21 protein-coding genes are annotated in these 23,204 nt (G+C 61.8%); 18 read left to right on the top strand and 3 right to left on the bottom strand.

What is annotated here, in order from left to right; all coding sequences use genetic code 11:
- The first annotated feature begins 54 nt into the window (after nt 1–54).
- Nucleotides 55–657 (top strand): cyclase family protein, encoded by a 603-nt coding sequence (locus H6678_06935; protein ID MCB9473527.1) that lies wholly within the window; start codon nt 55–57, stop codon nt 655–657.
- Between the two features lie 238 nt (nt 658–895).
- On the opposite strand, the gene H6678_06940 is transcribed toward H6678_06935, so the two are convergent.
- Complete coding sequence (locus H6678_06940; GenBank protein MCB9473528.1) at nt 896–2,149, bottom strand: M48 family metallopeptidase; 1,254 nt, start codon at nt 2,147–2,149, stop codon at nt 896–898.
- A gap of 48 nt (nt 2,150–2,197) precedes the next feature.
- On the opposite strand from H6678_06940, the gene H6678_06945 reads away from it, so the two are divergent.
- The 12 genes from H6678_06945 (at nt 2,198) to H6678_07000 (ending at nt 19,227) form a co-directional block, all read left to right on the top strand.
- Entirely contained in the window at nt 2,198–3,205 is a 1,008-nt protein-coding gene (locus H6678_06945) for an NAD-dependent epimerase/dehydratase family protein (protein ID MCB9473529.1), read from the top strand.
- Nucleotides 3,206–3,698: 493 nt separating this feature from the next.
- Nucleotides 3,699–3,971, top strand: a complete 273-nt coding sequence (locus tag H6678_06950) for a MoaD/ThiS family protein (GenBank protein ID MCB9473530.1) — start codon at nt 3,699–3,701, stop codon at nt 3,969–3,971.
- Nucleotides 3,972–3,991: 20 nt separating this feature from the next.
- Nucleotides 3,992–5,092 (top strand): glycosyl hydrolase, encoded by a 1,101-nt coding sequence (locus H6678_06955; protein ID MCB9473531.1) that lies wholly within the window; start codon nt 3,992–3,994, stop codon nt 5,090–5,092.
- Between the two features lie 3 nt (nt 5,093–5,095).
- Nucleotides 5,096–5,614 carry a hypothetical protein gene (locus H6678_06960; protein ID MCB9473532.1) on the top strand — a complete coding sequence of 173 codons (519 nt, stop codon included), beginning with the start codon at nt 5,096–5,098 and terminating at the stop codon, nt 5,612–5,614.
- Nucleotides 5,615–5,659: 45 nt separating this feature from the next.
- A complete protein-coding gene (locus H6678_06965; protein ID MCB9473533.1) occupies nt 5,660–5,965 on the top strand; it encodes a hypothetical protein in 306 nt (101 codons plus the stop codon).
- A gap of 32 nt (nt 5,966–5,997) precedes the next feature.
- Nucleotides 5,998–6,561 carry a dihydrofolate reductase family protein gene (locus H6678_06970; protein MCB9473534.1) on the top strand — a complete coding sequence of 188 codons (564 nt, stop codon included), beginning with the start codon at nt 5,998–6,000 and terminating at the stop codon, nt 6,559–6,561.
- Nucleotides 6,562–6,787: 226 nt separating this feature from the next.
- A complete protein-coding gene (gene hsdR, locus H6678_06975) occupies nt 6,788–10,144 on the top strand; it encodes a type I restriction-modification system endonuclease (protein ID MCB9473535.1) in 3,357 nt (1,118 codons plus the stop codon).
- A 12-nt stretch (nt 10,145–10,156) separates the two neighbouring features.
- Nucleotides 10,157–11,623: an N-6 DNA methylase gene (locus H6678_06980; GenBank protein ID MCB9473536.1), complete on the top strand. Its 1,467-nt coding sequence runs from the start codon at nt 10,157–10,159 to the stop codon at nt 11,621–11,623.
- Nucleotides 11,620–13,206, top strand: a complete 1,587-nt coding sequence (locus H6678_06985) for a restriction endonuclease subunit S (protein MCB9473537.1) — start codon at nt 11,620–11,622, stop codon at nt 13,204–13,206. The genes H6678_06980 and H6678_06985 overlap by 4 nt, the downstream gene beginning before the upstream one ends.
- Nucleotides 13,203–14,786 carry an AAA family ATPase gene (locus tag H6678_06990; protein ID MCB9473538.1) on the top strand — a complete coding sequence of 528 codons (1,584 nt, stop codon included), beginning with the start codon at nt 13,203–13,205 and terminating at the stop codon, nt 14,784–14,786. The genes H6678_06985 and H6678_06990 overlap by 4 nt, the downstream gene beginning before the upstream one ends.
- Nucleotides 14,787–16,350: 1,564 nt before the next feature.
- Nucleotides 16,351–17,094 carry an MOSC domain-containing protein gene (locus H6678_06995; GenBank protein MCB9473539.1) on the top strand — a complete coding sequence of 248 codons (744 nt, stop codon included), beginning with the start codon at nt 16,351–16,353 and terminating at the stop codon, nt 17,092–17,094.
- 165 nt (nt 17,095–17,259) lie between these two features.
- Nucleotides 17,260–19,227 carry a cation:proton antiporter gene (locus H6678_07000; protein ID MCB9473540.1) on the top strand — a complete coding sequence of 656 codons (1,968 nt, stop codon included), beginning with the start codon at nt 17,260–17,262 and terminating at the stop codon, nt 19,225–19,227.
- A 294-nt stretch (nt 19,228–19,521) separates the two neighbouring features.
- On the opposite strand, the gene H6678_07005 is transcribed toward H6678_07000, so the two are convergent.
- A complete protein-coding gene (locus tag H6678_07005) occupies nt 19,522–19,737 on the bottom strand; it encodes a hypothetical protein (protein ID MCB9473541.1) in 216 nt (71 codons plus the stop codon).
- Between H6678_07005 and H6678_07010 the strand changes: the two genes are divergently transcribed.
- The 3 genes from H6678_07010 (at nt 19,736) to H6678_07020 (ending at nt 20,697) form a co-directional block, all read left to right on the top strand.
- Nucleotides 19,736–19,987 (top strand): hypothetical protein, encoded by a 252-nt coding sequence (locus H6678_07010; protein MCB9473542.1) that lies wholly within the window; start codon nt 19,736–19,738, stop codon nt 19,985–19,987. The two genes, H6678_07005 and H6678_07010, sit on opposite strands and share 2 nt — an antisense overlap.
- An 83-nt stretch (nt 19,988–20,070) precedes the next feature.
- A complete protein-coding gene (locus H6678_07015) occupies nt 20,071–20,472 on the top strand; it encodes a hypothetical protein (protein MCB9473543.1) in 402 nt (133 codons plus the stop codon).
- Between the two features lie 36 nt (nt 20,473–20,508).
- Complete coding sequence (locus H6678_07020; GenBank protein ID MCB9473544.1) at nt 20,509–20,697, top strand: VOC family protein; 189 nt, start codon at nt 20,509–20,511, stop codon at nt 20,695–20,697.
- Between the two features lie 92 nt (nt 20,698–20,789).
- On the opposite strand, the gene H6678_07025 is transcribed toward H6678_07020, so the two are convergent.
- Nucleotides 20,790–21,218: an Rrf2 family transcriptional regulator gene (locus H6678_07025; GenBank protein ID MCB9473545.1), complete on the bottom strand. Its 429-nt coding sequence runs from the start codon at nt 21,216–21,218 to the stop codon at nt 20,790–20,792.
- A 123-nt stretch (nt 21,219–21,341) separates the two neighbouring features.
- Between H6678_07025 and H6678_07030 the strand changes: the two genes are divergently transcribed.
- Together H6678_07030 and H6678_07035 are read left to right on the top strand one after the other, a co-directional pair.
- Nucleotides 21,342–21,818 (top strand): cytochrome c, encoded by a 477-nt coding sequence (locus tag H6678_07030; GenBank protein MCB9473546.1) that lies wholly within the window; start codon nt 21,342–21,344, stop codon nt 21,816–21,818.
- Nucleotides 21,815–23,167, top strand: coding sequence for a cbb3-type cytochrome c oxidase subunit I (locus H6678_07035; GenBank protein MCB9473547.1), 1,353 nt, complete (start codon nt 21,815–21,817; stop codon nt 23,165–23,167). The genes H6678_07030 and H6678_07035 overlap by 4 nt, the downstream gene beginning before the upstream one ends.
- Nucleotides 23,168–23,204 lie beyond the last annotated feature (37 nt).

Consider the following 23,204-nt stretch of genomic DNA (forward strand, 5'->3'; position numbering starts at 1 on the left):
CGCGCAGCTGACCACAAGAGTACACCCACAACGATTCCCGCTGGAGGACCGTCCATGCTGGTTGATCTGAGCATGCCGCTCTGTGCCGGTACACCCGTGTATCCCGGGGATCCGGCCTTTCGCTTCCAGACTGTGCGCACGGTGGCCGAGGATGGCTGCCTGGTGCGCGAACTGGGATTCTCGAGCCATTTCGGCACACACGTGGACGCCCCCAGCCACACCATCGAGGGCGGCAGAACGCTGAACGTCACCCCACTGGAACTGCTGGTCGGGGAGGCCTGCATTCTGGACCTGCGCGGGCTGGCGCGGATTGGCGCACACGATCTTCCCGACAGCCTTCCGGCCAACCGTGTGCTGCTGCACACGGGCCACAGCATGGCATGGATGGATCCCGACTGGCTGGGGTCCCACCCCGTGCTGGAAGCGGATGCGGCGCGCAAGCTGCGTGATCTGGGGGCGCGCCTGGTGGGAATGGACACCTTCAGCCTGGATGACTCGCCCTGGCCCGTACACGAGATCCTGCTGGCCGAGGGAGTGCTGCTGGTGGAGAATCTGGTGGGGCTGGAGCAGCTGCCCGAGCGCTTCAGGCTGATCGTGGCACCTCTGCGGCTGCTGGGCGCCGATGGCGCTCCGGCGCGGGTGCTGGCGGAGTTCTGAGCGCCTGCCGACACGGCGGATCCCGATTGCGCAGCAGAGTCTGCCTGAAGAGGCCGCACACGACACATGGCGATCACCCGAGGCGAAGACATCATACCTGCCCCACTTTCGAGGGGGGAGGTCGCCTGGCGTCGCCTCGAACAATCCCAAGCTCAGAACACAATTCGATTCCGGCTGACTCTGGGTCGCATTCGGGCGACGGATTGAGTTCCATCATGCAGGAAGCGTGTCCGCGGACTCAGCTTGCGGTCGCGGTTGCGGCCCTGATCGCGGCGATTCTCTCCAGCACGGGAGGATGGTCGTAGTGCAGCATCACATGCAGCGGGTGCGGATCCAGATTGGCCAGGTTGTCACGCGAGAGCACCTTGAGCGCGTTCACCATCGCCTCCGGATCGGCAATGGTGCGTGCCGACCAGGCATCGGCCTGGAATTCCTGCACACGTGACACCCAGTTCTGGACAATTCCCAGCAGCAGGCTCACCGGAGTGTACAGCAGCATGAAGCCCACCAGCCCCATGTGGATCGAGGGCTGGGCCAGCCCGAAGGCCTGGCTGAGCGCCGGGTTGCCTATGAACTGTCCCAGCAGGAAGAAGGTGATGCCCGTGCTCGCCAGCGACATGACCAGGCGCAGGGGAATGTGCCTGTGCTTGAAATGCCCCACCTCGTGTGCCAGCACGGCTTCCAGTTCGGGCACGCCCTGGCTGTTGATCAGAGTATCGTAGAACGCGATCCTGCGGTTCGAGCCGAAGCCCGAGAGGAAGGCATTGCTGCGCTTGCTGCGTTTCGAGCCGTCCATGACCATGATGTCCTTCAGCGGAAACTGGTTGCGCCGGGCATAGTCCACGATGCGGTCACGCAGCTCACCCTCCTCGAGCGGACTGAACTTGTTGAAGAGCGGCAGGAGCCAGGTGGGCGCCACATACATCAATACCAGACTGAAGACGCTGAGAATGGCCCAGCCCCAGATCCAGGCCGACTGGCCCGCGATGTGAAAGCAGGCCAGCAGGGCCGCCAGCAGCGGTCCGCCCAGCAGAATGCCCAGCAGCGTTCCCTTGGCCAGATCCAGCAGCCAGGTTTTTGCACTGGTGGTATTCAGATTGAAACGCGCATCGATCGAGAAGGTCTTGTACAGGCTTGAAGGCAGGGAGAGAACCTGGGATGCCAGGGCCAGCACTCCAATGAACAGCAGACCGTGCCAGAGCCAGTGTTCGCTGATCCCCGCCGTCCAGGAATCGAGTCGCGCGAAACCGTCCAGATTCCAGAAAATCAGCAGTGCGGCAAGGCTCAGCGAGGCCTGACGCCGGCCCAGACGGGAGACTTCGAGCTGGTAGGCCCGCGCGTTGGCGTACTCTTCCTCGCTGGTTGCATCACGGAACTCGGCGGGCAGGGGGCGCGAGGCCCGGCGTCGATTGAGCCAGTCGGCCAGAGTTTCCAGCAGATACTCAGCCATCAGCAGCACGAGAATGGTCTGGGCAAACAGTACGGCGCTCATGAAATCTCCCCGGAATGGACAACGGTCGGCGGGAAAATAGGAGAGAAGATGCACATCCTGATCATCGGCGGAACCCTCTTCGTGGGGCGGGCCATCGTCGAGGCCGCGCTGGGCCGCGGCCACCGTGTCACGCTGTTCAATCGCGGGCGCACCAACCCGGAACTCTTTCCCCGGGTGGTCAGTCGCCAGGGAGACCGCAACGAAGGCTTCGAGGCGCTGCGCGGCATGCACTTCGACGCCATCATCGATACCTGCGGCTACTTTCCCCATCAGCTCGAACTGGCGATCGGCGAGCTGGGCGAGAGCGCGCCGTGTTATCTGTTCATTTCCACCTGCTCGGTCTACCGCGATGACAATCCGGCGAACATGGACGAGGACTCGCCCCTGCAGGAGCTGGACGACCCCGACACGCGCGAGATCACGGGCGAGACCTATGGCGGGCTGAAGGCTCTCTGCGAGCGCCGTCTGCAGGCCGCCTGGCCCGGACGCTTGCAGATCGTGCGCCCCGGTCTCATCGTGGGCCCCTGGGACCCCACCGGCCGTTTCTCCTACTGGGTGCGCCGCATGCACGAGGGCGGTCAGGTGCTGGCCCCTGGCAATCCCGAAAATCCGGTGCAATTCATTGATGTACGCGACCTGGCCAGCTTCTGTCTGGACCAGTGCCAGCGCGACACCTCATGCGTCTGCAATGCGGTGGGCCCCGCCTCGCCCATGAGCTTTGGCGAGTATCTTGAGCTGTGCACCCAGGCCTCCGGCACGGCCAGCGAGCTGCACTGGGCCAGTGATGAGTTCCTGGAGGACGCAGAGGTGGTGCCTTTCCACGGCCTGCCGATGTGGGTGCCCGGCAGCGAGCGGGCCTTCTTTCGCGTGTCCTGCGAACGGGCCAAGGCCGCCGGCCTGACGCACAGACCGGCCCTGGACACCATTCGCGACACACTGGCCTGGTCGCTTGAGATGAGCAGCGTCTTCGCTCGTGGGCAGGACCCGCGCCGGCCCGGCATGAGCCCCGAGCGCGAGAGCGAGCTGCTGCGGAAGCTGTTGGGCGATCCCGCCTGAGAACACCGTTATGGTGTGACGCCCGGCCCGTCCGTGATTCTCGATCCCCGCGCGTGGCAGAATCCCCGCGCGTGGCAGACTCAGCCAGAAGAAGCTGCAACAACACGTGTCGATCATCGAGGCGAAGCCAAAATACCTTCCCCCACGAACGTGGGGGAAGGACGCCGAAGGCGCGGGATGGGGGCACTCGGCCACTGGAACACATTGACTGTCTCGGACAGGAATGCCCCCATCCCATCACGGCTGCGCCGTGCCTTCCCCTACGTTCGTGGGGGAAGGTATGACGCTTCGCCTCGGCAATGGGACAGTCAGAACACGAGTCGACTCCCGCCGACTCCGGCCCCCTCTGCTGCGAAATGGGTTCTCAATTGAACAGGGGCATTTTAGGGCGGCATCTGCCCCCGGGAATTCCCAGCTTGCTGCCCCGCAAAATCCTTCCCGACCGGAAGGATTTTTGCTGCTTGACCCACGACCCCAGACTTCTCGGTGGCCCATGATCACGGTACGCTTCACGGCACATCTCAACCGCTGGTTTCCCGGACTGTCCAGCGAACGCCTTCAGGCCAGCACCCTGCCCGAGATGCTGACGCAACTCGATGCGCATCACCCGGGGCTGTCCAGCTGGATCGTGGACGAGCGCGGCGCCCTGCGGCAACACGTGAACATCTTCATCAACCGCGAGATGATCCATGATCGCAAGACCCTGGGCGATCCGCTTCACGATGGTGACGAGGTACACATCTTTCAGGCCCTCTCGGGAGGGTGAGAACAGGAAGGAACCGCTTCATGGATTCGGCTGCGAACCGGCTGCTGCTTGGCACACGCAAGGGACTGATGATCTTCGAACGCTCCGAGCGCGGCTGGGAAAAGCACTCCCACCACTTTGCCGGAGTGGCCATCGCCTACTCGATCTTCGATGAGCGCACGGGCCTGCTCTGGGCCTGTCAGGATCACGGCCACTGGGGGCAGAAGCTTTCCTGCTCGGCCGACTGGGGCACAACCTGGCAGGACTGCGCGGTGCCGGCCTATCCCGAAGGCGCCGAGATCTCGGAAGGCAAGCCCGCCACCCTGCGGTATCTCTGGGTGCTGCAGCCCGGACACGCCGACCAGCCCGACACCCTCTGGGCCGGCACCGAGCCCGGCGGCCTCTTCGTGAGCCACGACCGGGCGAAGAGCTGGCAACTGGTCGAAAGCCTCTGGAACCACCCCAGTCGCGCGAAGGGCTGGTTTGGCGGCGGGCGTGACGACGCGGGCATCCACAGTGTCGTGATTGACCCGCGCGACGCCCGCCACATGTTCATCGCGGTCAGTTGTGCCGGCGTGTTCGAAACCACCGACGGCGCACAGAGCTGGCACCCGCGCAACACGGGCCTGAATGCCGACTTCCTGCCCGACCCGGCCGCCGAAGTGGGACAGGACCCGCATTTCATGGTGGCCGCCCCCGGCGACCCCGACACCCTCTGGCAGCAGAATCACTGCGGCATCTACATGAGCCGCGACGGCGCGAAGACCTGGCAGATGGTCAGCGAAGACGGCGGCCCCGCCCACTTCGGTTTTGCCGTCGCCGTGGACCCCCACTGCCCCGAGCGCGCCTGGGTGGTGCCCGCCACCTCCGACCAGAACCGCATCGCCATCGACGGCGCACTCTGTGTCTGTCGCACGGACGACGGCGGCGAGAACTGGAAACGCCAGAGCAAGGGCCTGCCCCAGGAAGGCTGCTTCGACATCGCCTACCGCCACGCCCTGGACATCGCGGGGGCCACGCTGGCCTTCGGAAGCACCACGGGCAACGCCTGGCTCAGCGAAGATCTGGGCGAGAGCTGGGACTGCCTGGGCACCGCGCTGCCGCCCGTCTACAGTGTGCGCTTCGCCAATCACGCAGGCTGAGCCATGACCCCATCCGGCCCGACCCACGCCGAGGGTGGCCCGCTGCATCACGACATTGGACTCAGTCTGATCGCCCTGTCCGCTCTCGCCGTGGCCCTGTGGCACGGCGCGCACCTGCAACGTCCTGAAATCAGCGGCCCCTTTTTGCTGGACGGTGCCCTCGGGCTGGCCTGGCACACAGGCTGGGTGCTGTTGATGCTGGCCGTGATCGTGTCGCTTGTGCTGCACAGCCGGCGCGCCTACAACCTGCTGCTGGGCTGGATGGCGCTGGCCGTCGCCAATGCCTGGTGGGAGTTCGCCGGCTTCCTCTTCAACAACCACACGGCCCTGCCCCTGCACGAACAGCTGGTGGGGCACCCGCTGGACCTGGGCACCTTCTCGGGCCTGCTGATGATGAAGACCGCCGCCATCACTCTGGCGGCCACCCTTGTCACCCTCTATGCCTGGCGCCGCCGCAGCTGGTTCGGCATCGCCAGCCCTCCGGAGCCCGTCCGGCCCCGGCGCACCACATCCGGTTCCTGAGCGACCCGGCCACAAGTCCGACAGCCTCCTGAAAGGAGACACACCATGAGCGCAGCCCCCGTGCATGTGGTCGCCAAGGGAAACCGCATTCTGCGCCGCTTTGCGGAGCTGAACGCTCTGGACTCCCAGAGCGCCCGCAGCCTGAAAGAACTGAACCTGCGCCGCTCCGTGCTCTTCCTGCGCCTCCAGCGCCGCGGCGTGATCGTCTCGCCCACGCCCGACCACTATTACCTGGACGCCGAGATGGCCGCCCGCTGGCAGCGCTTCCGCCGCATCTCGATGCTCATTTCCCTGAGCATGGTCCTGCTGGCCTGGGGTGTCTGGATGGCCTGGGGGCAGTCGGGCGGCTGAGCTACAAGACTGATTGAGGAGCGGACCCACGCATGGCCCGTCTGGTTTACGCCACCATCACCTCGCTGGACGGCTTCGTCGAAGACACGACCGGCGCCTTCGATTGGTACGCACCCAATGAGGAAGTGCACGCCTTCATCAACCAGCTGCAGCGCGCCTTCGGCACTCACCTCTATGGCCGCCGGATGTACGAGGTGATGCAGTTCTGGGAGAAGCTCACGCCCGAGGACAGCCACTCCCCCGTGATGCGCGACTTCGCCGAGAGCTGGCAAGCCGCGGACAAACTGGTCTTCAGCCGCACCCTGGACGCCGTGTCCACCACGAAGACCCAGCTGGTGCGGGAGTTCGATCCTGCGCTGATCCAGCGCATGAAGGACGAACTGGACAAGGACATGTTGATTGGTGGCGCGGAACTGGCCTCCTGTGCCCTGGCCGCAGGGCTGGTGGATGAGGTGCAGCTGTTTCTGGCTCCAGTGGTTGTGGGCGGTGGGAAGGCGGCGATGGTTGTGAGTCAGCGGGTTGGGTTGGTGCTGGAAGAGGAGAGGCGGTTTGGGGATGGGGTGGTGTTTTTGAGGTATCGTGTCACACAATCCTGAATGCAAGAAATTGGATTCATGATGCATCATTGAGTAGCGATGAAAGCAGAGTGCTGGGGGAAATACAGTTAGATGAGCGCACTCCTTAATTAGGTGAGACGGCAGTTTACGTTCCCCACTTGAGGCTTTCACGAAGTGACCGACGGGTTGAATCATACGTTCTGAGAATCGGCCGAAGGCTCTCACAATTGGACAGTCAGGATAAGGGTGTTCTACTTTGGCTGACATTCGCACCAACTTCGCTCTGCTCGAGCCGCACGACCAACAGCTCGTGCGTCTTGGCATGCTCGCGGAACGATACTTCGCCGACGACCCGAACACTGCTCTGCTGAAGCTGAGACAACTGACAGAGTTACTGGCACAGCTTCTCGCCGCCAACGTTGGCATTTATACATCCTCAGAGGAGGCACAGTACAAACTCATCCGCCGTCTTCAGGACCAAGGCATCTTGCCGCGCGAGATTGCCCAACTGTTTGGCGAGGTGCGACGAGCGGGCAACGCTGCCAGCCATGCCATCACGGAAGACCATCGCAGCGCCCTCGCGATCATGAAGATCACGTGGCAGCTTGGGATCTGGTTTCACAGGACGTTCTCGGATCCTGATTTCAAGGCAGAGCCCTTCGTACCGCCGGCTCCTCCCCGAGACGAAAGCGACGAGCTTCGTGCAGAACTGCAGCGTCTTACGAATCAACTCGAAGAACACCGGTCCGTACACCGCGAGGCTCAGGAACAGCTCGCATCGGCTGAGGAGAAGCTCCACGCAGCAAGCGACGAGCAAGCGTTCTGGGAGGAAATGGCCACCGAGGCAGAGAAAGCCAAGGCCATGCTTGTGGCCAAGCTCGACAAGGCCCAGGCGGCCGCCAGCACCCAGCCCAAGGCGCAAGTGACCGCGCTCGTTCAAGCCGCCGCGGCGGCTGCAAGTGCGGTCGTTCTGGACGAGGCTGACACCCGCAAGCTCATAGACGAGCAACTGCGAGAGGTGGGCTGGATGGTGGACTCGTCCAAATTGACCTTTGGAAAAGGCGTGCGCCCCGAGAAGAACAAGAACCTTGCCATTGCCGAGTGGCCGACTGCCAGTGGCCCCGCGGACTACGTTCTCTTCGTCGGACTCATGCCCATTGCCACGGTTGAGGCCAAGCGCAAGAACATCGACGTGTCCGGCGCATTGCAGCAAGCCAAGCGGTACAGTCGAACTTTCAAATGGGATGCAACCCTGCAGCGACTGGAAGAGCATTGGGGTGACTACCAGATACCATTTGCGTTCTCGTCCAATGGTCGTCCCTATCTACGTCAACTCGCCACCCTCAGCGGCACATGGTTCTGCGACCTGCGCAAGTCCGAGAATCTCGGTCATGCCCTCGACGGCTGGTACACGCCCGAGGGCCTCGTTGCTCTGCTCAAGCGCGACGAGTCACGCGCCCACGAGCAGCTGAAGGAGGAGCCCTTTGACTATGGGTTCCCCTTGCGCCACTACCAACGCGCAGCCATCGAGGCGGTCGAGGCGGCCATCGGCACAGGCCAACGCGAGCTGCTCCTCGCGATGGCCACGGGCACGGGCAAGACGAAGACCTGCATCGCGCTCATCTACCGTCTGCTCAAGGTCAAGCGATTTCGCCGAATCCTCTTTCTTGTGGATCGTTCTGCTCTCGGCGAGCAGGCCGCCAACGCGTTCAAAGACACGCGCATGGAGAGCTTGCAGACCTTCGCCGATGTCTTCGGGATCAAGGAGCTGGAAGACCAGCAGCCCGACGCCGAGACGGCGGTCCACATCGCCACCGTGCAGGGGCTCGTGCAGCGCGTGCTTTATCCAAGTGAAGACGGCTTTATCACGACTGTCGATCAATACGACTGCATCGTCGTGGACGAGTGTCACCGCGGATACCTCCTCGACCGCGAGCTCTCGGACACCGAACTTGGCTTCCGCAGCTATGACGATTACATCTCGAAATACCGACGAGTTCTGGATTACTTCGATGCCGTCAAAGTCGGACTCACTGCTACCCCAGCTCTGCATACGACCGAGATCTTCGGCGCCCCGATCTTCAAGTACGGCTATCGGGAGGCGGTCATCGACGGTTACCTCGTCGACCACGAACCGCCAATTCAGATCAACACCCAGCTCTCCACCAGTGGCATCGTCTGGCGTGTGGGCGAAGAAGTCGCCGTCTACAATCCGCAGCAGAACCAGATCGACCTGTTCACGACACCCGACGAGATTCACATCGATGTCGAGGGGTTCAACCGCCAGGTCATAACCCAGGCGTTCAATAGTGTGGTTTGTGACTATCTCGCCTCGGAGATCGACCCTACCTCTCGCGACAAGACCCTCGTCTACTGCGTCAACGACGCCCACGCCGACCTGGTGGTCGACAAGCTGAAGAAGGCGTTCGCCGCGCACTACGGCAGCGTCGAGGACGACGCGGTTCTCAAGATCACAGGTGCCGCGGATAAGCCTCTGCAGCTGATTCGCCGATTCAAGAACGAGCGCAACCCAAACGTCGCGGTGACAGTCGATCTCCTGACCACAGGAGTCGATGTGCCGGAGATCTGCAACCTCGTGTTCCTGCGGCGGGTCAACAGCCGCATTCTCTTTGATCAAATGCTTGGGCGTGCCACGCGTCTGTGTGACGAGATTGGGAAGGAGGCATTCCGCATCTTTGACGCGGTGAAGATCTACGAGGCTCTCAAGAACGTCACGGCCATGCAGCCCGTTGTGGTAAACCCCACTATCAGCTTCACCCAGCTGGTCGATGAACTGCGGCAGGTTGCGACGGACAAGGAACGGACTCTCGTCCTTGACCAATTTTTGGCGAAACTCCAGCAAAAGAAGCGACACCTCAGTAGCCATCAGGCGGAGGACTTCGAGGTTCTGGCGGGCATGCCACCTGACAATTTCATCCGCCACTTGCATTCCATGCAGCTACCCGAGATTGTCAGGTGGTTCACCGACAACCCAACGCTCGGTGAGATCCTTGACCGAAAGTGCACACGCCAGCGACTACCCACTTTCATCTCGGATCACGAGGACGAGCTCATCGGCACGGAGCGAGGTTACGGCCGGGCTCAGAAACCCGAGGACTATCTTCAGGAGTTCACGAAGTTCATCCAGAGTCGAAGCAACACCTTGCCTGCCCTGGTCACGGTGCTTACGCGACCACGTGAGCTCACCCGCAAGCAGTTGCGCGAGTTGGCCTACGAACTGGACCGCGCCGGCTTCAGCGAGACCAACATCACTATAGCCTGGCGCGAGATGACCAATCAGGACATCGCGGCACGCATCGTGGGCTACATCCGCCAGGCGGCGCTGGGGGATGCGCTCGTGCCCTACGAGCAGCGCGTTGATAGTTCGTTGCAGGCGATACTGGCGTCACGTGATTGGACCAAACCGCAGCGGCAGTGGCTGCAGAAGATCGCCGCGCAGACCAAGGTCAATCTGATCGTCGACCGTGCCGCACTCGATGATCCGGATCTTTTATTCCAGCGCGAAGGTGGCGGCTATGATCGTCTCAATCGCATCTTCGCTGGCGAGCTCGAACAAGTGCTCGCTGCTTTCAATGATTCACTCTGGTCAACAGTGGCTTGATCGAAAGGACCCATGAGTAACGTCACACACGATATAGTCCAGAAACTCTGGAACCTCTGCAATGTCCTCAAGGACGACGGAGTGACCTATCACCAGTATGTCACCGAGCTGACGTATCTGCTCTTTCTCAAGATGACCAAGGAGACCGGCACCGAGGAGCAGATCCCGGAAGGCTACCGCTGGGACGACCTTGAAGCGAAGGCGGCGCCGGAGCGGCTTGAGCACTACAAGCTCACCCTCATCCACCTGGGCACCCGCGGTTCGACTCTGGTGAAGGAAATCTTCGGCAATGCCAGTTCCTTCATCAAGAAGCCGATTACACTCTCCACCCTCGTCGCCGAACTCGACAAGCTCGACTGGTACAGCGCGCGGCAGGAGGGGCTCGGCGACCTGTACGAAGGCCTGCTGGAGAAGAATGCCAACGAGAAGAAGTCGGGCGCCGGGCAGTACTTCACACCGCGGCCCCTCATCGACTCAATGGTGGCCCTGATGCAACCCACGCTCGAGGACGTGATTCAGGATCCTGCGGCCGGCACCGGCGGCTTTCTCATCGCCGCCAATCGCTACATCCGCGAGCACAGCGACCCGGACGCCTGGACCGAGCCCCAGCAGCGCAAGTACCGGCGCAACACTTTCTTCGGCATGGAGCACGTGCAGGACACACATCGCCTGGCGCTGATGAACCTGATGTTGCACGGCCTTGACTCCGATCCCCAGGCCGCGGGCATTCGCTACGGAGACACGCTCTCAGATGATGGGACAGCTCTCCCGAAGCCCACTTTGGTGCTGACCAATCCCCCCTTCGGCACCAAGAAAGGTGGCGGCCTGCCATCGCGGAACGACTTCACCTTCCCTACCAGCAACAAGCAGTTCTGCTTTTTGCAGCACATCTACCGGGGACTGCGACCAGGTGGGCGGGCTGCGGTGGTGCTGCCCGACAACGTCCTGTTCGAGGGCAACGTCGGCAAGCAGATCCGCACCGACTTGATGGACAAGTGCAACTTGCACACCATCCTGCGCCTGCCCACCGGCATCTTCTACGCACAGGGAGTCAAGACGAACGTCCTCTTCTTTACCCGTGGCGAGAAGGAGAAGGGCAATACCAAAGAGGTCTGGGTCTACGACCTGCGCGTGAACATGGCGCAGTTCGGCAAGCGCACGGTCCTGACACGCGAGCACTTCAAGGAGTTTGAGGCGGCGTTCGGCAAGGACTCCGCCGGTTCCCCGAAGAGCCTGAGCAAGCGCAAGGACACCGGCGAGACCGGTCGCTTCCGCCGCTTCACCCGCGAGTGGATTGCCGAGCGCGGTGAGAGTCTCGACATCGCCTGGCTCAAGGACGAGAGCAACGGATCAGCCGATGTGCTGCCCGAACCCGCCGTGCTCGCACGCGCGGCCATGGAGGAGCTCGAGGGCGCGTTCGAGGGGCTGCGCGGGATCCTCGCTGAGCTGGGCGAGGATATTGAGGAGGTAGGCGCGTGAGTCAGCTTCCCGCCGGGTGGGTTCAAGTCAAGTTCCGCCAGCTTGCGGGCGGAGGCCAGTATGGCTGGACCACCAAGGCGTCGAACAGTGGCGCCATGAAGTTCCTGAGGACGACCGACATTACGAAGGGCTCGATCGATTGGGAAAGAGTGCCTTTCTGCACCGAAGTACCCCCGGATGCTCACAAGTACGCGCTGAAGAGCGGCGACATTTTGGTTTCCCGGGCTGGCTCGGTCGGCTTCAGTGCGCTGCTCACAAGCGTGCCTTTCCCTGCCGTCTTTGCTTCGTATCTGATTCGATTTCTGCCCGATACGCATGTCGTGGTCCCTCGGTACGTTGCGTACTTTCTCCGTACTCCAGACTATTGGCGACAGATCGCTGAGGCAGCGGCAGGGATTGCCCTGGCAAACGTCAACGCACGAAAGCTTGCGGAATTGGACGTTCCGCTCGCTCCCATCGTCGAGCAGAAACGCATCGCCGACAAGCTGGATGCTCTGCTCACGCGGGTGGCCGCCTGCCGGGAACGACTCGACCGCGTGCCGGACATCCTCAAGCGCTTCCGTCAGTCCGTCCTCGCCGCCGCCATGAGCGGCGAGCTGACGCGGGAGTGGCGGGAGGACGCCGAGACGGACGCCTGGACGCGAAGCACGATGGGAACAACAGGCACCGTTACAGGCGGCATAACGAAGAACTCGTCGAGGGCGAACACCACGATGAAGTGCGCCTACCTTCGCGTGGGAAACGTCTATGCAAATCGACTCGAGTTGGAAGATGTTCGGCAGATCGGCACAAACGAGGACGAATACTCGAGGACCCGTCTCGTCCCGGGTGACGTCCTCATCGTGGAAGGCAACGGCAGCATCGATCAGATCGGACGCGCCGCGATATGGAGGGGCGAATTCGCAGACTGTTCCCATCAGAATCACCTGATCAAGTGGCGTAGCACTGGTGAAGTTCTTCCGGAGTATGCGCTCTATTGGCTCCTGTCGCCGCATGGACGCTCTGAACTAGTTCAGGTCGCGAAGTCTAGCGCCGGCCTGTACACGCTTAGCCTGTCGAAGATCTCGGCGATCCCAATCAGCGTGCCCCCGCCCGCTGAGCAGAAGGAAATCGTTCGCCGCGCAGATGAGCTGCTCGCATTCGCCGACCACCTGGAAGCGCATCTGCGTCGAGCCGACTCGCGAGTTCGGACGCTGGTCCCTGCGTTCCTCGCAAAAGCGTTCCGCGGCGAACTCGTCCCCCAAGACCCCGACGACGAGCCGGCATCGGAGCTATTGGCGCGAACTTGCGCTGCCCGCGCCGCAGAGGGAAAGACAAAGCCCAAGCGCGGGGGCAAGCACATGGCCCGCACCAAGAAGGCACCGGAGGTAGCGATGTTGTACCGAAGCGATGTGAAGGCCGATCACCTGTCCGCAATCCTCAAGGAGCGCGGTGTCCTCAGCGCCGAGGCCCTCTGGAATGCCTCACAGCTCGATATCGACGAGTTCTACGAGCAACTCAAGGAAGAGGTAGCGCAGGGCCTCTTGCGTGAGCGCCGCGGCGAGGGCCGGGACGATTCCCGGTTGTTGGAGCCGACCGCATGAGACTCAACCGGCTGACCATTCCGAGCTACCGCAACCTTCGTGCGTTCTCCATCGATTTCGACGAGGGGCAATCGACGAGCGTGCTTCTCGGCCGTAACGGTTCAGGAAAGTCGAACTTGATCGAGGCTATCATCGAGATCTTTCGTGAGCTCGAGCTCGGCCAGCCGCCAGCCTTCGCCTACACTCTCGAATACGCCTGCCGTGACAAGCAGATCCGCATCGACGCAGACCCCGCGCGACGCAGCAAGCGTCTCGACATTACGGTAGACGGCGCGTCCGTGACTCAGACGGCATTTCAACAGAATCTTGACACCTACCTTCCGAACTACGTGTTCGCCTACTACTCCGGCTGGAGCAGCCGCCTCGAGCGGCACTTCGACCGGCCCACGCGCAAGCACTATGACGCCATCCTCAAGGCCCACGACAACGAGCTTCCGCTGCGCCGACTTTTCTTCTGCCGCAAGGAATACAGCCAGCTCGTCTTGCTCGCCTTCTTTCTGGCCAAGACCGACAGCGCTCGCGAACTTTTGAAGGAGTACATGGACATCGAGCGTTTCAAGTCCGCGCTCTTCGTACTGAACACACCATGGTGGCGCGGCAACAGTAAGCCAACCAAACTCCAGCGTGAAGAGGGCGACCCGCGCTTCTGGTACGCTCGCGGTGCCTTCAAGGCCTTCCTCGGTCGGCTCTGGGATCGTGCGCTTGCACCCATCCGCAACACGGAGGCCGTTGAGCGCGACGTGCGACGCCAAAGTGAGAATACCGAGCGGCTCTATCTCTTCATCAAGAATGAGGAGGAGCTGGCAGGCCTCGGAACTCCAGGTGACGCCCCCAAGGACCTCTTCGGCTACCTTGAGAGCCTCTTTTTGTGCGACCTCATCGACGAAGTGCGAGTCACGATCCAGAAGGTTGACGGCACCTGCGTGAAGTTCACGCAGATGAGCGAAGGCGAACAGCAGTTGCTCACGGTGTTGGGTCTCTTGATCTTTACGCAGAATGACGAGTCCCTCTACCTCCTGGACGAGCCCGATACTCATCTCAACCCGGTCTGGACATACGATTTTCTCAAGCTGTTGCAAGAGAACATCATTGCCGAAAAGGGCCAGCTCATCATCGCCACGCATAACCCGCTGATGATCGGCAGCTTGCGCAAGAATCAGGTGCGTGTTCTCGCAATGGGCGACGACGGCATCACTGCCGAGGAGCCCGACTACGATCCGTTGGGTATCGGTGTTGAAGGGCTGCTAAAGTCCGAGTTCTATGGTCTACGCTCGACTCTCGCCCCGGAGATTCTTGACCGCATTGACCGGCACTACGAGCTGCTTGGAAAGAATGAGAAGACGCCCGAGGAACGGACGGAACTAATGCGACTGGCCTCCGAGCTCAACGCTCTCGGTGTGGCACGCACCCACCCGAATCCGTACTTCGAGGCGTTCGCCGCCGCGTTGGCCCGGCGTGCACCACACGAGGAAAACACCCTCACGAAGGAAGAGCTGGACGCTCAAGCCAAGCTCGCCGATGAGGTGCTCAGCGAACTGATTGCGGAGGAGCGCAACGCCGAGAAGGGGGCTGCCTCGTGAGGTACATCCCCCTCCGCGACCAGACGCCGGATCCCGTGTGGGTCAGAAAGGCAACTGCGTTGATTGTTGTGCTCAAGGTACTGCAGATGCGGATGCCCGCAACGAGATCATTGACAAGAACAGCGCCCTCTGGGGGAACTGAAGGAATGGCTGATCGGGCTGTCACACGGCAAGTGCTGGTTCACGGAGGCCAAGGACTGTTTCAGTCACTGGGACGTCGAGCACTACAGGCCGAAGAAAAGCGCCAAAGATCGAGACGGCACACCTGACGGCTCTGGTGGCTGGCCTGCTGGGAACTACCGATCTGCGGAACATCGCAAGGGCATGCTTCTGCGCGCGGCTGACTGCTCGCGTGGTGAGGTGACCTGCTGAACCCATGCTGCTCGACTCGACGAGACGATGTTTGCTCTTCTTGATCTGAAGCCACGCAGTCAGCACCACGTCGACGACGACGAGACGACCGGTCAAGTATTGGTCGGCGCTACAACCCGACCCTCATGGACAAAAAACAGTCTGGAGTGCTGGAATCGGTGAGGGTAGCGGGAACTCCGCAGAATCACCAACGCCGTCGCAAAACCGGGTCAACAGGCTAAGCGTGTACGATGATCAGAGCAGGGCGTCGCGTAGCTCGTAGCGGGCGCTGGAGATGCGGGTACTACTGGATCAGCATGGACAGTCCGTACGATTAACTACTATAGTCAGAGGCAGAGCAGATAGCATGCGGATTCAGCCTTGCCGATCTGTATCTCAAAGTGGCACATGTGGAAACCAATTAATCCAGTACACGGCTGCAGGATCTGTTGACTGAACAATAGAATGACTCATCAATAAGACCAGTTGAACCGGGTATTTCTTCGCTGAAGAAGGGCCGTGCGCGATCTGGCATTACTGACTGACGACAGCCATCGCCAGTCGGGACGGCCGCATCCGGAGTGCGTCATGCCAGTCCATGCTGCATCGCGGAAGGTCGCGAAGTCGGCTGACAGGCTGCCACACGGTGCGACTGAAGGCAGCGATGGAGGTGCTGCGATGAAGTACACGAACTCGCTCTATGCCATGACTGGACTCGTCTCAAGCCCTTCGCCGAGCTGTTCTTGTGGCCACGCGGATGCGGGCACTGGACGCTGATGGCTTCTACCGGTATCCGGACATGTTTGCGCTGTCTGCGCCCATCCAGGGCGCAACAAAAGCAGGACAACTTGGTTAACATCCGATCGCGCGGTGTCAACTTCGACGGCATGCGCCACCAACCAACCAGCGTGCGAAAGCTGGGCAGTCACGAGCCATGAAGTCCGAGCGAAATCACTTCCCTTCCGGACCAAAGACGGCCGCATCCATCGCCCACTGCGGAAAAGTCGTCACCACACTGGCTGGCACAGAGGCGAAACGGTTTCTTCAGCGCTCCACCGGTGCGAATGACCCGGCTCTTCAGCTCCTGATTGCCAAGGTCACAGGCAACTTCAAGCGCGGGAATGAGCGGTAGGACTGGAACACGTTTCGTGTCCAGGGCCAACTCTGCTTGCGCTCATGGCTGCATACAACACGAAATTCCAGGAACCCGCCAATGATCGAGATCGGCCGTATCCGCGAAATCACGCGCTATCCTGTCAAGTCCATGGCCGGCATTGCAGTCGAGTCGGCGGAGGTCGGCTGGCACGGGCTCGCGGGAGATCGGCGTTTTGCGTTCCGGCGAGTGGGGGCGGAAGACGCCTTCCCCTGGCTCTCGGCGAGTCGGCTTCCCGAGATGTTGTCATACACACCGGTCGGGCTGGATGAGAGCAGTGGCGAACCGCTCCCGACCCACGTGTTGGCCCCGGACGGATCTCGCCTGGAATTGGGCAGCGCGGAACTGAACAGTGCTCTCTCCGAGCGCTTCGGGAGCCGCCTGGAACTGATGCGGCTCAAGCATGGCATTTTCGATGAGGCGGCGGTCTCCGTGCTCAATCTGGCGACCATTCCGGGCATTGAGCGGGAAGCGGGCCTCACCCTCGATCGCCGCCGCTTTCGGGCCAACATCCTGCTGGAGAGCGAGCAGGCCCAGCCATTTGCGGAGGATGGCTGGGTCGGTGGACGCTTGTTGATTGGCGAGGGCGAGTCTCGGGTCGTGCTGAGCGTGACGCAAGGCACGCTGCGCTGCACGATGATCAATCTGGACCCGGATACTGGCGAGAAGGATGCGCGCGTGATGAGGGCGGCCGTGCGTCTCAATCGCAACGTCGCGGGGGTGTACGCCACCGTGGTGCGCGTCGGCACGATCCGGGTGGGCGATGCGGTGCGCTTTCAAGCGGAGTCGCCCGACTTCGGATGAATCTTCCGATCTTCGGCCGGGAACGGACAGCGCCCTCGCGGATTTCCTGCAGCTATCCCACGCCGAACTCACGCGGCGTCCGGGTCCGGGCCTGAGATTCCTGCCCCGGGAGCTCGTGCGATGTTCCCTGTCCTCATTGTCTGAAACCACTGGAGGCACTCCCCGATGCCGCTGCTGCCGGACCTGACCCTGCTGTTCGCCCTGGCCGTGCTTGCCGCGGTGGTGTGCCAGTGGGTGCGGCTGCCCCTGCCCATCGGACTGCTGTTGGTGGGCGCCCTGGCCGGACCCTCCGCCCTGGGCCTGGTGCAGGATCTGCACGCCATTGAGGTGCTGGCGGAAATCGGTGTGGTGCTGCTGCTGTTCGTGATCGGGCTGGAATTCTCGCTCTCGGACTTGAAACGGCTGCGACGGCCCTTTTTGCTGGGCGGTTCCCTGCAGTTCCTGGGCACGGCGCTGCTTGTGGGGCTGGGGGCTTCGCTGCTGGGGGCCACGACGCCCCAGGGCATTTTCCTCGGATTCGTGGTGGCCCTGTCGAGCACGGCCATCGTGCTGCGGCTGTTGCAGGAGCGGGCCGAGCTGGAATCGCCCCACGGGCGCACCGTCCTGGCCATTCTGATTTTCCAGGACATCGCCGTGGTGCCCGTGATGCTCACGGCGCCGCTGCTGGCCGGCACTGCGGAGACCGGTGGGCTGGCTGCCATGGGCGATCTGCTGCTGCGCATCGCCGCGGTGGCCGTATTCGCCTACACGGCCTGGCGCTGGCTGGTGCCGTTTCTGCTGGAGCGCATCATTCGCACGCGCAGCTCCGAGGCCTTTCTGCTGGGCGTTGTGGTGCTCTGCATCGGCATTGCCCTGCTGACCCAGGCGCTGGGGCTGTCGCTGGCGCTGGGAGCGTTCCTGGCGGGGCTGATCGTGTCCGAATCGCGCTATTCGCACCAGGCCGTGGCCGTGATGCTGCCCTTCCGCGATGTGTTCATGAGCCTGTTCTTCGTCTCCATCGGCATGCTGCTCAGTTTTCACTTCGTGCTGGAGAACCCGCTGCTGCTGCTGGTGCTCACCCTGGGTGTGCTGGTGATCAAACCAGCCCTGGGAGCGCTGGCGGGTCTGGTGCTGCACCTGCCCCTGCGCAGCTCGGTGCTGGTGGGCATCGCCCTGGGGCAGGTGGGCGAATTCTCGCTGGTGGCCACCAAGGTGGGAGTGGAAGCCGGTTTGCTGGGGAACGACGTGTTCCAGATCGTGCTGAACCTGGCCGTGCTCAGCATGCTGCTGACGCCGCTGCTGATGGCCGTGGGCCCCCGGCTGGCCGAGCGGCTGGCGCACACGGGCTTGGTCCGCCTTCAGCGCACCGCTCCCCTGTCGGCGGAGGACAGCCAGCCGCTGCCGGAGTGCAACGGACACATTCTCATCATCGGGTTCGGGGTCACGGGGCGCAATCTGGCGCGCACGGCGCGGCTGGCGGGTGCGCCCTACGCCGTGCTCGAGATGAACGGTGCCACGGTGGAGGAGGCGGCCGCCGCGGGCGAACCCATCCATTATGGCGACGCGACCCATGTGAGCATTCTGAAACACCTGGGTGCCGACCGGGCCAGGGCCATCGTGGTGGTGATCAACGACCCCGCTGGCGCGCGCCGCATCGTGGAACAGGCGCGAGGGGTGGCTCCGGATGCCTACATCCTGGTGCGCAGCCGCTATCTCAAGGAAGTGGAACCGCTGCTGAACCTGGGTGCCGACGAGGTCATCGCCGACGAGCTGGAAGTGTCCATCGAAGTATTCAGCCGCGTGTTGACCCGCATGCTGGTGCCCCGCGAGGAGATCAAGAGCCTGATCGGCGAGGTGCGCGGCGAATGGCGGCGCATGGCCCGCAGCTTCAACAAGGAAGCCACCAGCATGCCGATCCACCACATCCGCGTGCCGGACCTGGCCACCCACTCGCTGCGACTGGGCCCTGATTCCCCACTGGCCGGCCGCACCATCGCCACCAGCGGCCTGCGCGCCACCCACGGCATTACCGTACTGGCAATCACCCGCGATGGCCAGACCCTGGGCAACCCCCACAGCGACGAGCCGCTGCGCCCGGACGATGTGCTCTTCGTGATCGGCCCCCTGGACTGGGACCCCTCCCTCGTCAGCTGATGCTGACTTTGTCTCACGCTGTCCGCCTGGTTGCACCGCGATCCCGGTCAGAATCTCATGGCCAGACGGCCGTCCGGGGCGGGTTCAGAATCATTGTTCAGCAGGCCAGGGTGCTTGGCTCCCGCAGGATTGCGGGAGATCTTCCCGGCCCACAGGCAACCTGGTTCGACCCGCGCACGCAGCCTGTTCCCCTTGTGGATGGGCACGCTTGGCCCTGTGCGCCATCGAATGCAGCGAATGGTTCGGGAACTGCCATTGCACGAACACCCGGGAAATGGCTGGCAGGGAGACCGATCAGTTGAAATCGGAGGGTGCAAGACCATGGCCACACGCATCATGCTGAGCGCTCTCGCCGGGGCGGTGGTGATCTTCTTGCTGGCGGGGCTGTTCTTTGGCTTCCTGTTCGCAGACTTCTTCTCGGGTCAGCTCCCCGGCGGAATTCGCGGGCATCCAGAAGAATCCGGCGAACTTCGGGCTGATCTTCGTATCGGATCTGGTGTACACCAGCATGCTGGCGACATTGTTCGCGACGGTCGCCAGAGTGCACACCTTCCGTCGCGGTGCGGCCGTGGGCGCACTGATCGGGCTGGCCGTGGTGCTGCACATGGACATGATCACGCTGGCCACGACCTGGCTGAACACACCGGCCAGCATGGCGCTGAATGCGCTGCTCTCGGTCATCATGTCCGGGCTGGGCGGAGCCGTCATCGCGGCTGTGCAGGGGCGGCTGGGTGCCACTGCGCCGTCCGGGAGTGCATAGCCTGATTCGTTCGGCTTCACATGTGAGTCAACCTTGCTTCCGGATTCCACGATGGTTTCCGGACACAGACTTCAGGAGCATTCATGACTGCCGAAGAGCGTTTCGTCAAGGAACTGATGTCGCGTGACCTGCCCCGGGAGGTGCTGGACTATGAACAGCTGCAGCATCTCAAGACATTTGACAGCACCGGCGAACTGCGCGCCTGGCTGAGCCAGCATGTGTTCCAGAGATTCGATGACAGCGATGAGATCAGCGACATGGTGGACCAGACACTGATTCCATCCAACAGGCACGCATTCTGGACAAAGAGGAAGGTCTGGGCAGTGACCGCCTTCATGGCAGTTGTCTCAATCGAATGTTCGTGTTCACGAAGAGCCGCTCACTCTTCGACTTGTTCCTTGTGTTCCTGCCACTGGTTTCCTGGTATGGTAGCCAGAAACTGGTTCGGGAGAAGATCAAGAATCCCAGATATCGCGAGCTTGTGAATCATTTGAGTGGCGGATCACGGGGGAAAGCGTCAAATGTCAATCACATCATTCGAAATCCTATCGGTGCCCGTGTCGGATCCGCAGAGTGCCAAGCGCTTCTTCATGGACCTGCTGGGTTTCGAGCTGATTCGTGAGTCGCCCATGGGTCCGGAAATGACCTGGATCCAGCTTGCCCCTCCCGGGCAGGCCATCCCGGGAACAGCCGTTACCCTTATTCCCTGAGCATGTCGGTCAGTCCAGTAGATCGCCCGAGTGATTCCCGGGGACTCTGGAGCACTCGGTTGCGTATGAAACCAACCGTGATTCTCTGGTGTTCAGGAGCGCACATCCTGTCCGAATGTGCCGTACGGCCCGGACTCGGCCAATTGGCTGAGCATGGTATCACGAAAGCTTGCTTCGAATCGGGCGATCACGTCGTCCAGACGCTGGTGCAGAGCACAAAGGCCAGCTCGGTGCTGGGGCAGGTGCAAGGGACATTCGTGGATGCGCACGATGGGCGAGACGCAGTTCACGATTTCCAGCAGGTTGATTCGTTCCGCCGCACGGGCCAGACAGAATCCGCCACCAGGCCCACGCTGCGAATCAACCAGACCCGCACTGGCCAGACTCTTCAGGATTTTTGACAGGTACCCCGCGGGAACCTTGGTATGCTGTGCGATCCGCGATACCGTCTGGCTTTCGTGGGGGCATTCCGTCAAGTAAACCATTGCACGCAAGGCATATTCAGCCGTCTGGGAGATCATGGAGTTCCTTCGCTCGTGTGTTGGAGAGCAATATCAAGAATCCGGATATTGATATCCAGAAATAGAGATCTATCTTTCCGCGTCGATGATTCCAATCAGTCAGCATAATCGGGAGGAGGTGGCATGCTTTCCAAAAGTCAGGCCAAGCTCTTCTTCTTCGGCGGCACTGCCCTGTTCAGTCTGGTCTTCCTGGGGTTGACGGTGGATACCATTCGCCAGACCCCCGCTCGCAGCATGGAGACCACCCTGGACGAAAGCGCGCTGCGTGGAAGAATGATCTGGGACGAGAAGAACTGCATGGGTTGTCACACCATACTTGGTGAGGGGGCATACTATGCGCCCGAGCTGACGAAGGTGATCGAACGCCGGGACGAAGCATGGGTTCGCGGTTTTCTGCAGAATCCGCAGGGATTCTATCCCGGGCGTCGCAAGATGGTGCAGTACGATTTCACGGACCAGGAAATCACGGACCTGGTCGCTTTCCTGACCTGGATCGGCACGGTGGACACCAACGGCTTCCCCTTTGATCCGCCGCTTCGAGAAGCCTCGCAGCGGGCCATCCGCCAGGAAGAGCTGCGCCGCGAAAGGGAGGGCAAATGAAGTACAAATCCCAGAAGGTGGCCTACCTGTTCTTCGCCACCTCCATGCTGCTGCTGACTTTGCAGTTGGTCTATGGTTTCATCATGGGTTTTGCCCATATGGGGTTCGACGGTCTGCACGACTGGATTCCATTCAACACCGCACGAGCCGTGCACACCAACCTGCTGGTGGTCTGGCTGCTGACGGGCTTCATGGGAGCCGCGTATTACATTCTGCCCGAAGAGGCGGAACGTGAGCTGTACAGCGTCAAACTGGCCATCCTCCAGTGGGCCGCCTTGGTGATCACCGGCGTGGTGGCGATTGCCGGATTCCATGTGGGCTGGTGGGAAGGGCGCAAATTTCTTGAGATTCCCCGGCCACTGGATTATCTGGTGGTCGTGGATGTGCTGCTGTTCCTGTATGTGACCGGCATGACAGTCTGGAAGGGACGGCGATTTTCAACCACCGGGCTGGTGCTTTATGGAGGCCTGTTCTCCGCTGCCCTGCTTTACCTGCCCGGCATGTGGACCTTTGAGAACCATGTCTTCGACAGCTATTTCCGCTGGTGGGTCGTTCATCTGTGGGTCGAAGGCGTCTGGGAACTGATCATGGGTTCCATTCTGGCCTTTCTGCTGATCAAGCTGACGGGTGTGGACCGGGAGGTTGTGGAAAAGTGGCTGTACATCATTGTGGGTCTCACTTTTCTCTCGGGCATTCTGGGCACAGGCCATCACTACTATTGGATGGGAGCGCCCCGCTACTGGCTGATCGTTGGGGGTGTCTTCTCCGCGCTTGAGCCCCTGGCCTTTCTGGGCATGGCGCTCTGGACCGTGGCTCTCAGCCGCAAGGGAGGACGAAAACATCCCAACCGCATTGCGCTGTTCTGGAGCGTCGGAACAGGCATCATGAGCTTCGTCGGTGCCGGGTTCCTTGGCTTCGCCCACACCCTGCCGCAGGTCAATGCGTATACACACGGCACACTGGTGGTGGCAATGCACGGGCACCTGGCCTTCTGGGGGGCATACGCCATGCTGGTGCTGGCCATGATCTCCTACGCCATGCCCCAGATGACCGGTCGTCGGCTGTTTGACGGCTGGATCCCCGACTGGGCCTTCTGGACCAGCAACATCGGCATGCTGGGCATGACCGGCGCTTTCGCCGTTGCAGGAGTGGCTCAGGTCTACCTGGAGCGCATGGTGGGCATGGATTTCCTGGATGTGCAGGAATCTCTGCATGTGCACTTTCTCGGCCTTGTGCTGGCGGCCACCCTGTTCAGCACGGGCATAGGACTGTTCATCTGGAACTTCATCCGCTATGGCCTGCCCAAGGACGAGCAGGTGGGGGCTCCCGAAATGGAAGTCCGGTCGTAAGTCAACACGGGAGCCGGAGCGATTCGGCTCCCGCTTC

The sequence above is a fragment of the Candidatus Delongbacteria bacterium genome (genome assembly GCA_020634015.1).
Taxonomy (GTDB): Bacteria; CAIWAD01; CAIWAD01; order CAIWAD01; family CAIWAD01; genus JACKCN01.